The following is a 15,031-nucleotide window of genomic DNA, read 5'->3' as shown; positions in this document are numbered from 1 at the left end:
ATTAATAACCCTTCCCCGAAAAGCGCTCGTTAATTCCCGGACGAGCGCTTTTCACTTGCCAATTTTTACATGTTAACTTTAATAACATGAATTTTCAGTTTTTATTGATTTGAAGTATAGTTATATTAGTAGCCATGGGGATGGCGAGAAATTCTCCTAAGTGAATAGGGGCATTCATACATAAATAAGGCTCGGACTAAATGTCCGAGCCTTAATCGTTTAATTATGAAATTGAACTAACGATTGATTCGTATACGTCATCCCAAAATTCTGTTTTATTTTGATAAGTTTCATGGATGCTATGATGTACTTCTTTTTCTTTTTCAGCATATGTTGGATCGTCTTTACTTGGTAAATCTTTGCGAATATTTTCTACAAATTTTTGGACGCTGATTGCTCTTGGTCCCCATACATGTTCTTGTTCATGTTTGTCATTTAAAAATACAAAAATAGGTATAGAGCGAGCAGTACCATTTGTTAAGTATTGATCAATTAAATTTGTATCTTCATCACGATGGAAAGCTTTCACTTCAATATTAGCGTAATCAGCAATGTTTAATAGAACAGGTATGTTCATCATTGCATCTCCACACCAATCTTCAGTAATCACAAGTACTTTATAATTTTTATCTTTAATTTTATCTAATCGTTCATCATTTTTAGGTAATTGGAAAGATTGATAAATATCGAGTAATTGCTCTTTATTTGTTGTCATCTCATTAACATATTCTTTAATGGGTTGTGCCTGTTCATAGTATGTAGCTAACTTTGTCATTGTAAAAATCCCCCTTTGATATACTTAATATTATAACAATTCTGAAATATTTCGCAAAGTACAATACTTTAAAATGAATAATTAATCTACAGCATTATCGATTATTGTAAATGTCTTATTATCGACATCTAATTCAGCTTGTGCACCGTATGGAATAATGCATTTTGGTTCATTATGTCCAAAACTAGCATTATAGAAAACGGGCATATCTTCTTGATGCCACTCTTTTAACATTTTAACCCAGACTTCTTTATATTCTTCATAATATACGTCGTCTTGAGGTCTTCCGATAATAACGCCATTAATTCTATCAAAAATACCCATAGAACCAAATGCACGAACATAATCTTCCATTAACCAAGGTGGGGCATGAACTTCAGCAGTCTCAATGAAAAGAATAGCACCATCAAAGACATCTTTATTAGGGAACACGTCAGTAGCTTTTAAGGAATGGAATAATTCCATACAACCGCCAATAAGATGTCCAGTAGCTTTACCAGAACCATTTAGAATTTCATATCCGTTATTGTCAAAAGATTCCCGGTTAATATTTTTGTTCTTTTCATCCCATTGTAAACCGTATTTTCTAATTTGTGGTGAAGTAGTTACGTTACCGACAACACCATTTTGGAACCACGTTTGATTAATCGATTGAACAGTGTAGTCATCCATCTGAACATTTTCTGCAAAATCAGTTAATAACAATGGTCCGTAAAAGCTAGAAACACCTGCTTGATAAAACATGAAATGAAGTGCAGTCGTGTCTGAATAGCCACTGAAAATTTTAGGGTTATCTTTAATAATATTTAAATCTATGTATGGCCACAATCGAACAGAATCGTCTCCGCCTAATGTACAGATAATAGCTTTAACTTCTGGATCTTGAAGTGCTTGATGTAAATCTTCTACACGTTTTTCTGGATGGTTATATGTAAAGTCAGCACCTTTTAATGCGTGTGGCATGACTTTGACATTTAATCCGAACTCATCCTTTAATCTTTGTATACCAACTTCAGTTCTCCATAATATGTCTTTTTCACCAGCTAAACCTGAAGAAGGTGAGACAATTGCTACAGTATCGCCTTTAGAAAGCTTACTCGGTTTTATTAATTCTTTCACATCATTACCCCCTTATTTGTATATTGAAATTAGTATAGCATACGGGTATAACTTGAAATCAAATAATTCAAATGATAATATAAGTTTGTTTGTAAAAAGAATGGTAAAATAATGAATAATGTAAGGTTAACTTCAGAATATAAGGGGTATTTCTATGGATAAAATAACCTTCCTTAATTACCTTGAGGATGAATTATCTCGACTGCCTAAAGTAGAGCGAGATAAAATAATGTACGAATATGAAACGAAATTTTTTGAATCAGACGATGAACAAAGTTTAATACAAGAACTTGGTGAACCTAAAGCAATCGCCAAGAAAATATATGCAACAAGTGCCATTCATGATGCAGAGTTATCACCCAATTTTAAGAATGTATTTCAAGCAATTTTAGCGACATTAGGACTAAGCTTTTTTAATATAATTTTTATAATTATTCCATTTCTTATCATTGCCTTTGTACTGCTAATTATAGTTGTAATCGGCGCTTTAATGATGTTAGGTCCTATCGTTAGTGTGATTAATGTATTTGTTCATGGTTTTTATTGGGTTGATATTACAAATATCATTTTTTCAATTTCTTTCTTAGGATTAGGACTGATGTTGTTAATAGCCGGGCTTAAATTAATAGAAGTGAGTTACAAAGGCATCTTAAAATATTTAAAATGGTGTGTGAAACTCGTTAAGGGGCGTGCTGAATCATGAAGAAGTTATTTTTATCTGGTCTAGGCATCTTCTTAATTTTTGGCATTTTAGGAACGATACTTTGGTTTACGGTTAATAATAAATATGAAAAGCAAGAAACCTATGAAAAAGTATATAAAAACAATCAAGTAGAACAAGTTATCGTGAATGGGCAAAATACAAATGTTGAAGTTAAAAAAGGGAAATATTTAAGTATTAAATATAATGGTAATCAAGACGTAAACGCGAGCATTGAAAATAATTTATTGCATTTTACGGAAAGAGAAAATAAATACAAATTTAATGCTAATTTTATTCCGTTTAGAAAGACCATTAATCACTTAGTGATCACATTGCCACCTAAAAATTACGAATCATTTAACATTACAACAAATACCGGAAACATTTCAGTTCATGATGCTAAAAGTAATAATAGTAATATGATTACGGACACAGGTGACATTGTTTATCATAATGTAAACTTGAAACATGCTAAAGCAATGACAGACTTAGGCAGTGTTAAAGTTAAACATTCAGATTTAACGGAATTCACAGGCGAAATTAAAACGGGTAATATATCTGTAGATAAAAGTAGTCTTGTGAATAGTGAGATGATTACGTCATTAGGTAATATTAATATTAGCCAATTGAAAAATGAATGCGATATTAAATCTTCAACTGAAGATGGAGATATTTCAATTTCTTATATGAATCCACCCAATAATACTTTATTACAACTTCAATCTGAATCTGGCAATACAAAAATTGAAAATAAAGCATTTAATGGCGAAAAAGTAGGCAAAGGTAAACACGTTATTGAAAGTTATACAGATAATGGAGATATTTATATAAAATAATATGAAAATAGGCTGAGACTTCTAAGTCTCAGCCTATTTTCATTCACTCACTAGCAAATAGAATATCTGAATCAATCTGACCTGTTATTGTAGGGAGGCTAATGGATTTACCATCTAACCATTCTTTGAAATCAAATGTATGTATGGTGCCATTTTCACCAAGTGCTATTTTCATTTTTAATTGGCTAGGTATATATGCTGATGTATGTATCGTACCTGACCAACTTTTAAATAACTTGCTGTAAATTTCATATTGAGGATCATTAAAATATCGAAAAGCATCTTCTAAAGACATTTGATCATTTGTGATTTGGTCAATTCGATTATATCTTTCGACAGACTCTTTAATATAATTTCGATTCTCATGACTTAATATTTCAAAATGATTAGTACATAAATTGTTATGTTTAGTCACAACTTCTCTTGGTGTCGCTTCTACAGTAATTCTCTTGTTTGTTTTATCCATTAAAATATAGCTAAAAGAGCTGCGATGAGGAATTTCATTTAATAGTCTAACAGCATCATCGACATCTTTACATGTTTCTAAGATCAGTCTTCCAATCATATAGCATACAAATCCATCGCCAGGTTTTTTACGATGCATAAAATTATAGCCCATTGCTAGACCATGTTCATTCATGCCATCCATTCTGCCAGTTACTCTAGAAGTAGGGCCGATTTGTGCGTATCCACCATCTGTAGGTTGAAATAGACTAAATCTCCCATCATATGTAGCTGGACTATAATCATAGTTTCTAACCATATAATCTTCTCCTAAGAAGATGGAACAACCACTATCTTTAGCATAAACTCTATAATGACCATAGTTTAACAAGATTGTTTCTAATGGGAATTTTAATGTATCTTGAATCCCCATTAGTTCGTCCCAAATTTTTGGTGCGAATTTTTGATATATATTTTTTGTTTCATCTATATTAATATCGAAGCGGGGTCTTCTAATTCGCCTTTCTTTTTCTCTATTTTGCAACATTTTAGTAGACTTTAACCATTCTGCTTGGGCAACGCCATAATCATAATGGTTACCTCTAAACTCTAATGTTTGCATCTTAACATTTTGCACATTATCACTCCTCATATATTTATTTTGATTGAACTTATGTACTTTGTCACGTAAATCCTCTCATATAATTGGAAATATGATGTTAAAGAGATTGTAATAATCGCTTAACCTATGTAATTTATTACCATGTTATATTTGAATTACCAATTATCTCACAGATTATGTGAGAAGGGGGTATGTAAAATGTGGAATCAAGGATATATTTACGTAAAGAAAATATGGCAAGAATGGTATAGAAGATAATCTATTAAATGACGCTTATAGAACAGCTAGAATATATATTTTTGAAATAAAGGAGCAAGAGACGATATAATGTCTCTTGCTCCTAAATTTTTATATTTGATCTGTTGATGTTCTATAAGATTGCGCTTTATTAGTCTTTTTAGTTTGGTTAGACCATATAATAGCAATTGTAGGTCCAGTGATTAAGTGGATAAAGCTGAATATTGCACCTGGAACAGCGGATAGGGGATTGAAATGTGCTGTTGCGAGTGACACAGCTAGTCCGGAATTTTGCATACCAACCTCTATAGAAATTGCTCGTTTATCTGGTCTGTTAAGTTTGAATAATTTAGCTAATAAGTATCCGATTGTTAAACCACTGACATTATGAAGTAAAACAACGCCGAACATAATAAGACCAGTTTCAATGATTTGTGTTTTATTACCTGCGACTACGCTTGCAAGAATAAGTGAAATAGATACTACTGAAATAATCGGTAATATATCAATAGATTTTTCAGCTACTGGTCTAAAGAATCTTTGTACGATAAAACCTAATATAATTGGGATCAGTACAACTTGAACTACTGATATAAACATAGATGCAAATGATACTTGTAACCATTCTCTTGCAAATAAATATATTAAACTAGGTGTAACAATAGGTGCTAATAATGTAGAAACAGTTGTAATAGAAACGGATAATGCAGTATTTGCTTTAGCTAAATAGCTAATAACATTTGATGCAGTTCCACCTGGACAACAACCTACTAAGATAACGCCTAATGCTACATCAGGACTTAAATTAAGCCCTTTAGCGATTAAATATGCAGTGACAGGCATTACGGTATATTGAAGAATAACACCAATTAATACGCTTTTGGGTGATTTAAATACTTCTTTAAAATCATTTGTAGAGATAGTCATGCCCATTCCAAACATTACAATTCCTAATAAATAAGGAATGTAAGGTGCTATTTGAGCAATGGCATTTGGAAAGCTAAAGCCTAGCACTGCTGCCAAAAGCATCCAAAATACAAATGTTTTATTGATAAACTGACTGAACTTCTTAATATTACTCATATATACACCTTCCAATTAAATAATAATCAGAATATTAACAATAATACAAAAATTTTTCAATACTTTATTTGAATTAATTATTTATTTCACTTATTAATGATGAAATGATACATATATTAAGTGAAATTATACTAAAATATCTATATATCGATAATATCTCGCTTGGAAAAGGATAATATCTTTTATGTATTTTAAATATTATGTTATGATGAAAGAGGTAGAAAATGATGAATGAGGTGACTTCAATGGATTGTATTAAAGGGATATTCAAATTCTTTTTCATCTTAATTGCTATAACAACAGTTGCTGTTGGGGCAGGTATTGCTGTCTTAGCATTTGTGTTTAAAAAAGACTTTGAAGAATTAGAACAAAAAACAAAAGAAATTGTATCTGAAATCGAATCTAATAATTAAAATAAAGGAGCAATCACAATATTTCTGTGATTGCTCCCTTTTTTATATTTAAAAATTAGGAGGGTTTATATTTGCGATATGAGCGTAATGTTTTAATATCCCCAAGACTAGAAAATGACAAGTGTCATCAATTAAAAGCTTTATCTCATAATCTCAAAGTGCCAAGCGAAGATGAATTATATGCCATACTTGAAAGCATTGAATATGACCAACCATTTTTAAAATCGATTACAATTGGAACGAGTAATGAAAAAGAGATGATTAATACAGCATTTCATTTAAAAGCAATCATAGAGTATATGTGGTACGAACGAAAAAAATCTGAAGTATATGTTAATATCGTCATTTGGAAGAATCATGTTGGTTCTTCTAAAAAATATGTTGATAAATTTATGAAGTATGAACCAGATGCGTGGATAATATTAGGATCTCATATAGGTTTCTGCAATTTGTTAAAAAGATTATATAGATTTGAAAATTGGGATGCTAATCGAACATATTGTTCAAATGCGTTATTGTCCCAAACAATGTTTCAAATAGTAGGTGAAAAGTATTTCGAACATATTAAAAGTATCAATCATCTCGGTAAACCAATTATAATCGAAGATGGTAATATCATTTCAAAATTCAACGCTATTGTTTAGACCGCTTCTTTTTGAATATAAAAAATAGAATTGATGAAATACATATGAGTAATGCACTTATTAAATAATTCAAAAAATGTTTTGAACTTTGACCAGTTTCAGGAAGCTTTGATGTTTCTGATTTGGTCTTTTTTTCTTTATGAGTGTGATCGTTAGTAAGTTTATTAGGGTTTGGAATTAAAGAGTCTTTAATAACTGAGATTTGGTATGTCTGATTTTGACTTGGAATATGATTAGAATTCGGATTATCAGTAATTTGACTTTGACTTTGTTGTCCTTGATCTATTTGAGTAGGTTGATTTGTATTTTGCTCAAAAGTTGAAGTAGTCTTGTCGTCAGAATTAAATGTATAATATTTATCCTCTCCTAGTGAAATTGTTGAGTGGCTATCTACGCCGTTAATCTTCACATTAAATTTAGTAGACTTAGTAAATGTATTGGGTATATTGATAGTAGTATTACCGTTCTGATCTGTTACGCCAGATAGTTCTTGATTATCTGCAATGAGTTTAACTTCGACATTATTTAAAGGGTGATAGGTCTTTGAAAGTACATTAATTGAAATGGATTGATTATTTGTATTTGGTATATTGCGTTGGATATTACTAGAAGAAGTCAATCTATATAACTTATTAGGTTCTACAGTAAAAGTTTGATTATTTGAAGTGGTTAAAGTGTAATGAGGTTTAATATTCTTATTAGGAATTTCTATAAATGCTAAACCGTCAGATTTAGTTGTTAATGATTTAACTTCTTGATCCAACTGCAATTGGAAAGTTTCATTAGATATCGGGGTATTATCAGAAGCATAGAATTGAAAGCCAATAGGTGTCATATCATTATGAGCGTGTGCAGTTCGTGACGTATTGAATGATGTAGCGACCATACATACAATACTAAATAAAAAGATTGGGAAAGGTTTCATATTGACCTCCTTTCATCTTATTAATGGTTAGATGATCATCTGATATCATTATGCCATAAACTCAAGTGATATGCCACTATTATTTTATGCTTTTTATATAAAATTTTTAATACAACTAAAATCTTCCTATATATATGTCATTCAAAATTTTTGTCAATGGACGTTTGAATCTTTTTGCAAGTGATAAAATAAAAGAGTAAAATATAATCAGAAAGAGCATAATCTAAAAGGGGATGTCTTATATGAAATGTGCAAGTTGTAATCAAGAAATGGTAGATGATCTTCGTACGAATGTTCCAGGCACTCTAGTTGATGTTAGATTAATAAAAGAAGAAGAGAATGAAGATATTTTAAACAAAGCGATTGCAATACCGAAAGCAGCAGTATGTTTACAATGCGGCGAAGTGAAATATTACATAGAAGATATTGAATCATTTAGAAATGCTATTAACCATGAATAAAAAAGAAAATCATTAATAAAAAACAGCGTACATTTGAAAAAATCATGTACGCTGTTTTGTTTATATTTTTTTAATATTTCGTACAGATGCATAGCAATGCTCACCATTACTAAAATATACTGCACGGTCTTTCGTGTTAATAGTATCAACGTTATTACGATTAATGACATAGCTGTTATGACATCTGAAGAAGCGGTCATCTAAATTAGATAAATCTTTTAAACTGCCATAAAACTCAATTTGTCTATTGTCTAGATGAGCAATTAGTCTATGTGATTTTGATGATGACTCAAAGAACATAACATCATCATATTGAACATATACAGAATTGCTACCTCTCGTTAATTCTATCTTTTCAACGTTTGTATTTTTTGAAAGCATACCTAATCTTATGTATGCAGTGTCTAAACAATCTAACACTCTAGTCTTCAGTTGATCTGGATCATCTTTAAAAATAAAATCCATCGCAGCAACTTTATAAACAAATGTTAAATAAGTCAGTTCACTGTGGCTTGTGACAAAAACAATATTACCAATAGGGTCATACTTACGTATTTCACTTGCTAATGTAATACCATTAATATCAGCATCTAATTGAATATCTAAAAAGTAACAGCCTATATCATTTGAAGATTTAACGTGCTCCAACAATTCATACGGATCACGAGTTGCAAGTTCAATAGTCATTTCTTTTTCTTCAATCATAATATAATTATTGATAATCGTCTGCATGCGCTCTAATTGTTTCGGGTCATCTTCACAAATGATGATTTTCATTGAATCACTTCCTCATTGCTATCATTTAAAATTTCAAGCTTTTGAATAAAGTATTGATTATTAATAAAAGTATCTAAGAAAACATGATCTGTCTTCTCAGTAATTTCTTTCAACGTAGTTAACCCAATACCACGCTTACGACCTTTAGTAGAATAATGATTTTCAAATAGTTTATGTACCTTAGGCGTATCTTTAGAACATTTATTCATGAATACAAGTAAAATCGATTCCTCATTTTTAATAAATGCAATTTGAATCGTTGGATTATCAACAAACTCAGAAGCCTCAATCGCATTATCCATAATGATGCCGATACATCTACTTAATTCAACAATGTTCATATTTATATGATCAATCTGTTCAGTAATCTCAACACTAATATTGATATTCTGTTCTTGAGATTGAATAATTTTCGTCGTTAATAAACCCTTAATTTCTCTAACATGTAAATTTTGAAGACCATTAATTTTTATCGCATTTAATTTCATATCATCATGAAGATGTGCAATATTTTGGTCAAAGTAAGTTCTCAAACCATCCATATCATCTTCTCTAATATATTCAGATAACGTCGCTAAAATATTTACATAATCATGACGAAACTTACGCATCTCATTATTAATCTGCTCAATCTGCAACGTATACTTATAATACTGATTGATTTCTTTCTTCGTACGCTGCAAAGCCATCTCTCTAATAACCGTGAAAGAAATTAAAATAATAAAAATAGCCGCAACACATACATAAATCACATAAAATAAAGTTTGAAATTCAAACTCTTTTTCAGTATTGTAAGACTTTGGCATGTACACGTAGAACACCGTAAAAGAAAGACCTAAAAATGCTGCTAGCAATAGTAGGTAGATACGGTTGTTATATAAATAGCTTAACTTAAGCCTATTCATTAATTGTCTTATTATAATCGCTATTGATACTGAGATTATAAAATGAAAGACAAAATAAAATACATGTGTTGATATTGCAGAAGGTTCTATATTAAAGATGAGTCTAATTAATAAGGATGATAAATAATCTGAAACTACTGAAATGATTATGACCAGTAATGTATTTATAATCCCAAATATTCTAAATTTAAAGTAGAAAAAGACTCCCAAAAAAGTTATAACAAATATTATAGATGCTACACCAACTATAAAATATAAAGCAAGAGAAGGGATCATGTACCCTAATAATAGGATGACATAATCCCTTTTTGAATATCGATAGTTTTGAGTTAGTGCTAATAAAACTACAAATAATGATGTTTGAAACAAACCATATATAATAGTCTCTGTAATTGATAATTGTGCCATATACTTACACTTCCCAAATTATATATTACTTATTGTTTTTCGTTTAATAATTCTTGTGGTACTTCTGTTTCATCTAAGAATACGTTACAACCTCTAATTACCGCTTTTTCACCGATTGCTGAAAGGATATTTGATACTGATTTTGAAAATAGGCTAGATAATAAATTCATGATAATGTTTCCTCCTCTTTGTAAAATATAGGTAATAGTGATACTGCTTCAAAGATTAATCCTAAACATATTAATTGTTGATAGGGTTCTTTAAGGAATAAAGTTAATACTATCAAAAATGTTGCTGCTAGGATTGATCTTAGTTTAAGTCCTTTTTTCCATTTGCCTAATATTGGGTGTTTCTTTGTTTGCATTGGTGCGTACTTTATAATGATAAGATATCCGACTAACGCTATGGCTAAGAATGGCCAATAGGGCATGTTGGTATTTATGATTATAAGTGGTGCAACGACAAACATGATTAGGCTTTGTATCGTACATAGAAATGTGGACTTAGCGTGCGCGCCAAACGCGAAATATCGAATGGCAAAATAACTAAGATGTACAATAAGTGTGTATAAAAATATATGGCATAGAAGGGCAGCGCCGTATATAACTATGGTCTTCATCATATTCCCTACAAATACTTCTAGTCCATACTTTACCTTTAAATAACTAACATGATCTAGATTATTTGAATTTTGAAGACTTGCAGCAATTTTATCTATTTGTGTTTGGACAGGTTGATACATAGCGCCCCTCCTTCATAATGATTATAGAACATGTTGATTTACATTTTACTTCTTTTGCCTAACTGTATTATTTCAATGCCTAACTGTTTGAATTTATAATATATTTGTATTTTAACATAATTTTAATGCAGTTAAGAACTTAAATTAACGACTTAGGGAAAATATAAAATTCTATTATTGAAATACTATAATATATTTAGTGAATATTTAATTTTTTATGATAAATTAAAAAGTTTAAATATAAAGGAGGATCCTTTATGGCAGGCGATATCGTCAATGCTATTTGTAGTATTTTTAATTGGTTAGTGGAACTTTTTAATGGGTTGTTTACTTAAATATCTGCTGTGTTTGATACGTGGTTATTCATATAATAAATATTGTAACGTGTACCATTTGGTATGCGTTTTTATTATAGTTATTGAGCGTTTTCATGTAGAATGATAATAAAGAACAAATTAGGGAGGAATTTAATTTTATGAAAACGAAAGGTTATATTGGAAGTTATACGAAGAAAGAAGGAAAAGGGATTTATCGTTTTGATGTTGATGAGAATGATCAAACAATCGAGAAGGTTGAAGTTGGTTATGAAGTTGAAGCATCTACATATTTAACGCAACATGGTCAATTTTTATATGCTATTAAAAGAGATGGCGATGATTGCGGTGTTGCAAGTTTTAATATTAATGAAGATGGTAGTTTAACATATATAAATGATTGCTTAGCTTCACAAGAAGGAACGGGTTGTCATATTTCAGTTTCTGAAGACGGTCAATATTTATTTGAAGCTGTTTATGGTAGTGGTTATGTAAGACTTTATAAATTAAACGCTGAAAATGGCGAAATTATTGAATTAATAGATGTGTATAAAGGTGAAGGTCATGGACCAAATGAAGCAAGACAAGAAGGTAGCCATATACACTTTGCAGAACAGACACCAGATTTAGATTATATCGTTACAGTTGATTTAGGTGCAGATGTGATCAGAACATTTAAATTCTCTGATGAAGGATTGGAATTATATGAAACATTAGAAGTTCAAGCTGGAAGCGGTCCAAGACATATTGCGTTCCATCCAAGTGGTGTTTACGCATACTTAGTGAATGAACTGAGCAATACGATTCAAGTGTTGTCATATAAAAATGGAGTGTTTGCGACAATCAGTCCAGCAATATTAACGATTCCTGAAGACTTTGATTTAAATTCACAAGTTGCTGCTGTTAGATTAAGTCATGATGGACAATTTATTTATGTTTCTAATAGAGGACATAATAGTATAGCTGTTTATAAAATATTAGGTGATGGTGCAAATGTTGAATTAGTTGAAATTGTAACGAGTGGTGGAACTTGGCCAAGAGATTTAAATATCACACCAAGTGATTCGTTTATAGTTGTTGCACATGAACATTCATATAATTTAGTATTATTTAGTCGAAATAAAGAGACTGGTAAGCTGACAGAAATAGAGAACGAACAAAAAGCTGCAGAAGGCGTTTGTGTTCAATTTATATAATGGTAGGTGATGAACGTTGAAAATAGCACTATATCAGATGCATGTAATACCTGGAGAGCCTGAAAAAAATATTGAAAAAATTAATCAATGGTTAGATGAGTTAGATGATGAAATTGACATAGCAGTGTTACCTGAAATGTGGAACACTTCTTATCGATTAAATGAGTTAACCGAACTTGCTGATGAAGACGGTCAAAGAATTTTACCTTTCTTAGAGCAAAAAGCAAAAGAAATCCACAAACATATTGTTGCTGGTTCAATTGCATATAAAAAAGGAACTGAAATTTATAATCGAACAATTGTCGTCAATAACGAAGGAAAGTGCATTAATACTTACGACAAAGCACATCTTGTACCAATGTTTAATGAACATCATTTCTTAACTTCAGGTAGTAAGAAATCAACTGTATATGAGTTAGATGAAATAGAGATGGGAACGATTATTTGTTATGATTTAAGATTCCCAGAATTAACACGTTCATTAGCTTTAGAAGATGCAAAAGTAATTTTTGTTCCGGCACAATGGCCGAAATCAAGAATTGATCATTGGAAAGTATTATTACGTGCTAGAGCAATTGAGAACCAAGTGTACATTATTGCTTGTAATAGTGTTGGTACTTGTGATGAAAATGAGTTTGGTGGGCATAGTTTAGCATATGCACCAGATGGTACATTAATTGATAGTTTATACTATGATGAAGATACATTAATCGTAGATATAGACTTTGATTCGCAAGAAAAAATTCGTGAAGCCATTCCTATTTTCAATAGTTTAAGAACAGATTTATATTAGGTAGATGTAGTTAGAGACTGGGATATTATATGATATTCCAGTCTCTTATTATCTTACAAATGTCATATTGAACATTTGTAGAAAAAGTATAAAATCAATTATAAGACAGAAAATAGTTAAGGCATGGAGATGATTTATTTGGTAAGTAGTGTAGCAGTCCAATTTAAAAATGTAGAATATAAAATAGAACGGTCACTAATTTTAAAAGGTGTTACAGGTGACATTTATAAAGGTAAACTCACTTCTATAATCGGACCATCAGGTGCAGGAAAATCAACACTGCTCTCTTTAATTAATTTATTAAAGTCTAGTACAAGTGGCGAAATATTCATTGATCAACAATCTATTCAAACATATAATCCAATGGAACTTAGAAGAAAAGTACAACTGGTTTCTCAAGACGCGACGATGATTAAAGGAACTGTAAAAGATAATTTAGAACTGCCATTAATACTTCAAAATAAAAAAATGACAGATGAAGAAGCTAAATATTATTTGAAGATAGTCGATTTGCCAGAAACTTTCTTGAATAAAAATAGTAAAGAATTATCAGGTGGAGAAAAACAAAAGTTATCATTAGCACGATCACTCGTTAATAAACCTAAAGTGATATTGCTAGATGAAGTGACATCGGCATTAGATCGAAACTCAAAGCGTGCAATTGAACAGCTTTTACAAAAAATTATTAAAGAACACGAAGTTACGATGATATGGATTACACATGATATTAATCAAGCCTTTAGAATGAGCGATTACATATGGGTTATGATCAATGGAGAAGTTGCACAAGCTGATACAGCTGAAAGTGTTAAAAATTCAGAACAACCAAACGTCAGAAGCTTTATAGGAGAAAAATTAATATGAGTATAACATCAATCGTGTTAATGTTTATTTTTATTATTATTCCGATCGTTATTTCGAAAAGTTTTAATTTAGGATTAGGGAAAGATACATTAATTGCAGCTATTCGATCATTTGTTCAACTGTTAATTGTAGGGTATATTTTACAATTTATATTTGATCAAGAAAGCCATATTTTTATCATTTTAATGGTCATGCTCATAATAGGTGCTGCAACACAAAATGCGCGAAAAAAAGGTTTGGAAATACCAGGTATCACATGGAAATTATTACTCGCTTTTATAGCAATAGAAGTCATTACACAAGGTATCTTATTAGGATTTAAAATAACACCACCAACAGCACAATACATCATACCGATAAGTGGCATGATTGTTGGTAATGCGATGGTATTAAGTATATTGTTCTTAAATAGATTTATGTCAGAAGTTAAACAAAATGAAAATGTGATAGAGCTTGTTCTTTGTTTGGGAGGTACGCCTAAACAAGCTATACATAAGCAACTGATCACTTCTATACAGTCTAGTGTTATACCAACTATAGAACAACAAAAGACAATTGGTCTTGTTCAATTACCCGGTATGATGAGTGGTCAAATTATAGGTGGGGCAGATCCAATTGAAGCGGTACTCTTTCAAATATTAATCGTATTTATGTTATTAACAAGTGCTACAATGACGAGTGTAATATTAGGTTTCTTATCATATCCAACTTTATTTAATAAAAAGCAGCAACTCATTGAAAGTCAATATAAATAAAAATAAGCATATGGT

Annotated in this window: 18 protein-coding genes; 9 read left to right on the top strand and 9 right to left on the bottom strand. The window is 30.7% G+C overall.

The genetic code is table 11. The annotated features are described in order from the left end of the window. Positions 1–223: 223 nt before the first annotated feature. Both LQ617_RS12705 and LQ617_RS12700 read right to left on the bottom strand, forming a co-directional pair. Positions 224–775 (bottom strand): thioredoxin family protein, encoded by a 552-nt coding sequence (locus tag LQ617_RS12705; protein WP_025905087.1) that lies wholly within the window; start codon positions 773–775, stop codon positions 224–226. An 81-nt stretch (positions 776–856) separates the two neighbouring features. Then, positions 857–1,894, bottom strand: a complete 1,038-nt coding sequence (locus LQ617_RS12700) for a S66 family peptidase (RefSeq protein ID WP_239740507.1) — start codon at positions 1,892–1,894, stop codon at positions 857–859. Positions 1,895–2,048: 154 nt separating this feature from the next. Between LQ617_RS12700 and LQ617_RS12695 the strand changes: the two genes are divergently transcribed. Next, positions 2,049–2,597, top strand: a complete 549-nt coding sequence (locus tag LQ617_RS12695) for an HAAS signaling domain-containing protein (protein WP_239740506.1) — start codon at positions 2,049–2,051, stop codon at positions 2,595–2,597. After that, positions 2,594–3,433 carry a DUF4097 family beta strand repeat-containing protein gene (locus tag LQ617_RS12690; RefSeq protein WP_239740505.1) on the top strand — a complete coding sequence of 280 codons (840 nt, stop codon included), beginning with the start codon at positions 2,594–2,596 and terminating at the stop codon, positions 3,431–3,433. The genes LQ617_RS12695 and LQ617_RS12690 overlap by 4 nt, the downstream gene beginning before the upstream one ends. Positions 3,434–3,476: 43 nt before the next feature. Here the strand turns inward: LQ617_RS12690 and LQ617_RS12685 are convergent, their stop codons facing one another. Both LQ617_RS12685 and LQ617_RS12680 read right to left on the bottom strand, forming a co-directional pair. Continuing rightward, positions 3,477–4,514, bottom strand: coding sequence for a C45 family autoproteolytic acyltransferase/hydolase (locus LQ617_RS12685; RefSeq protein WP_481816977.1), 1,038 nt, complete (start codon positions 4,512–4,514; stop codon positions 3,477–3,479). Positions 4,515–4,847: 333 nt separating this feature from the next. After that, on the bottom strand, positions 4,848–5,819 hold the full coding sequence (locus tag LQ617_RS12680; RefSeq protein WP_037589548.1) for a bile acid:sodium symporter family protein: 972 nt from the start codon (positions 5,817–5,819) through the stop codon (positions 4,848–4,850). A gap of 224 nt (positions 5,820–6,043) precedes the next feature. Between LQ617_RS12680 and LQ617_RS12675 the strand changes: the two genes are divergently transcribed. Continuing rightward, positions 6,044–6,232, top strand: a complete 189-nt coding sequence (locus LQ617_RS12675) for a hypothetical protein (protein ID WP_037560030.1) — start codon at positions 6,044–6,046, stop codon at positions 6,230–6,232. Positions 6,233–6,303: 71 nt separating this feature from the next. Further along, the gene (locus LQ617_RS12670; RefSeq protein WP_204253049.1) at positions 6,304–6,876 is read left to right on the top strand and encodes a hypothetical protein; all 573 of its coding nucleotides are present in this window, start codon (positions 6,304–6,306) and stop codon (positions 6,874–6,876) included. On the opposite strand, the gene LQ617_RS12665 is transcribed toward LQ617_RS12670, so the two are convergent. Continuing rightward, positions 6,866–7,801 (bottom strand): LPXTG cell wall anchor domain-containing protein, encoded by a 936-nt coding sequence (locus tag LQ617_RS12665; protein WP_239740503.1) that lies wholly within the window; start codon positions 7,799–7,801, stop codon positions 6,866–6,868. The two genes, LQ617_RS12670 and LQ617_RS12665, sit on opposite strands and share 11 nt — an antisense overlap. Before the next feature lie 242 nt (positions 7,802–8,043). Between LQ617_RS12665 and LQ617_RS12660 the strand changes: the two genes are divergently transcribed. Then, positions 8,044–8,262 (top strand): hypothetical protein, encoded by a 219-nt coding sequence (locus LQ617_RS12660; protein ID WP_025905095.1) that lies wholly within the window; start codon positions 8,044–8,046, stop codon positions 8,260–8,262. A 60-nt stretch (positions 8,263–8,322) separates the two neighbouring features. Here LQ617_RS12660 and agrA read toward each other — a convergent pair whose 3' ends face one another. From agrA to LQ617_RS12640, 4 genes are read right to left on the bottom strand one after another with little or no spacing between them, the layout of a single operon-like run. Beyond that, positions 8,323–9,039 carry a quorum-sensing response regulator AgrA gene (gene agrA, locus LQ617_RS12655; RefSeq protein ID WP_103360855.1) on the bottom strand — a complete coding sequence of 239 codons (717 nt, stop codon included), beginning with the start codon at positions 9,037–9,039 and terminating at the stop codon, positions 8,323–8,325. After that, positions 9,036–10,352: a quorum-sensing sensor histidine kinase AgrC gene (gene agrC / locus LQ617_RS16155; protein WP_107596810.1), complete on the bottom strand. Its 1,317-nt coding sequence runs from the start codon at positions 10,350–10,352 to the stop codon at positions 9,036–9,038. The genes agrA and agrC overlap by 4 nt, the downstream gene beginning before the upstream one ends. 29 nt (positions 10,353–10,381) lie before the next feature. Continuing rightward, positions 10,382–10,522, bottom strand: coding sequence for a cyclic lactone autoinducer peptide AgrD (gene agrD, locus LQ617_RS12645; protein WP_107565491.1), 141 nt, complete (start codon positions 10,520–10,522; stop codon positions 10,382–10,384). Further along, positions 10,519–11,094 (bottom strand): accessory gene regulator AgrB, encoded by a 576-nt coding sequence (locus LQ617_RS12640; RefSeq protein ID WP_239740502.1) that lies wholly within the window; start codon positions 11,092–11,094, stop codon positions 10,519–10,521. The genes agrD and LQ617_RS12640 overlap by 4 nt, the downstream gene beginning before the upstream one ends. A 475-nt stretch (positions 11,095–11,569) precedes the next feature. Here LQ617_RS12640 and pglS point away from each other — a divergent pair, with 475 nt between their 5' ends. The 4 genes from pglS to LQ617_RS12620 all read left to right on the top strand — a co-directional run bounded on the left by pglS (position 11,570) and on the right by LQ617_RS12620 (position 15,016). Continuing rightward, complete coding sequence (pglS, locus tag LQ617_RS12635) at positions 11,570–12,604, top strand: 6-phosphogluconolactonase (protein ID WP_037589539.1); 1,035 nt, start codon at positions 11,570–11,572, stop codon at positions 12,602–12,604. 16 nt (positions 12,605–12,620) lie between these two features. Further along, positions 12,621–13,397: a carbon-nitrogen family hydrolase gene (locus LQ617_RS12630; protein ID WP_239740501.1), complete on the top strand. Its 777-nt coding sequence runs from the start codon at positions 12,621–12,623 to the stop codon at positions 13,395–13,397. Positions 13,398–13,520: 123 nt separating this feature from the next. Next, entirely contained in the window at positions 13,521–14,261 is a 741-nt protein-coding gene (locus LQ617_RS12625) for an ABC transporter ATP-binding protein (RefSeq protein WP_239740500.1), read from the top strand. Beyond that, positions 14,258–15,016 carry an ABC transporter permease gene (locus LQ617_RS12620; RefSeq protein ID WP_239740499.1) on the top strand — a complete coding sequence of 253 codons (759 nt, stop codon included), beginning with the start codon at positions 14,258–14,260 and terminating at the stop codon, positions 15,014–15,016. Before LQ617_RS12625 ends, LQ617_RS12620 begins: the two co-directional genes overlap by 4 nt. Positions 15,017–15,031: the final 15 nt, after the last annotated feature.

It is taken from the genome of Mammaliicoccus sp. P-M59, from assembly GCF_022386135.1.
Classification (GTDB): domain Bacteria; phylum Bacillota; class Bacilli; order Staphylococcales; family Staphylococcaceae; genus Mammaliicoccus; species Mammaliicoccus sciuri_A.
This window is presented reverse-complemented; position numbering and strand designations above follow the sequence as displayed.

Coding starts and splice junctions, on each gene's coding strand:
- LQ617_RS12705 (WP_025905087.1), bottom strand. CDS start 775: ATGACAAAGTTAGCTACATACTATGAACAGGCACAACCCATTAAAGAA.
- LQ617_RS12695 (WP_239740506.1), top strand. CDS start 2,049: ATGGATAAAATAACCTTCCTTAATTACCTTGAGGATGAATTATCTCGA.
- LQ617_RS12690 (WP_239740505.1), top strand. CDS start 2,594: ATGAAGAAGTTATTTTTATCTGGTCTAGGCATCTTCTTAATTTTTGGC.
- LQ617_RS12680 (WP_037589548.1), bottom strand. CDS start 5,819: ATGAGTAATATTAAGAAGTTCAGTCAGTTTATCAATAAAACATTTGTA.
- LQ617_RS12675 (WP_037560030.1), top strand. CDS start 6,044: ATGATGAATGAGGTGACTTCAATGGATTGTATTAAAGGGATATTCAAA.
- LQ617_RS12665 (WP_239740503.1), bottom strand. CDS start 7,801: ATGAAACCTTTCCCAATCTTTTTATTTAGTATTGTATGTATGGTCGCT.
- LQ617_RS12660 (WP_025905095.1), top strand. CDS start 8,044: ATGAAATGTGCAAGTTGTAATCAAGAAATGGTAGATGATCTTCGTACG.
- agrA (WP_103360855.1), bottom strand. CDS start 9,039: ATGAAAATCATCATTTGTGAAGATGACCCGAAACAATTAGAGCGCATG.
- agrC (WP_107596810.1), bottom strand. CDS start 10,352: ATGGCACAATTATCAATTACAGAGACTATTATATATGGTTTGTTTCAA.
- agrD (WP_107565491.1), bottom strand. CDS start 10,522: ATGAATTTATTATCTAGCCTATTTTCAAAATCAGTATCAAATATCCTT.
- LQ617_RS12640 (WP_239740502.1), bottom strand. CDS start 11,094: ATGTATCAACCTGTCCAAACACAAATAGATAAAATTGCTGCAAGTCTT.
- pglS (WP_037589539.1), top strand. CDS start 11,570: ATGAAAACGAAAGGTTATATTGGAAGTTATACGAAGAAAGAAGGAAAA.
- LQ617_RS12625 (WP_239740500.1), top strand. CDS start 13,521: ATGGAGATGATTTATTTGGTAAGTAGTGTAGCAGTCCAATTTAAAAAT.
- LQ617_RS12620 (WP_239740499.1), top strand. CDS start 14,258: ATGAGTATAACATCAATCGTGTTAATGTTTATTTTTATTATTATTCCG.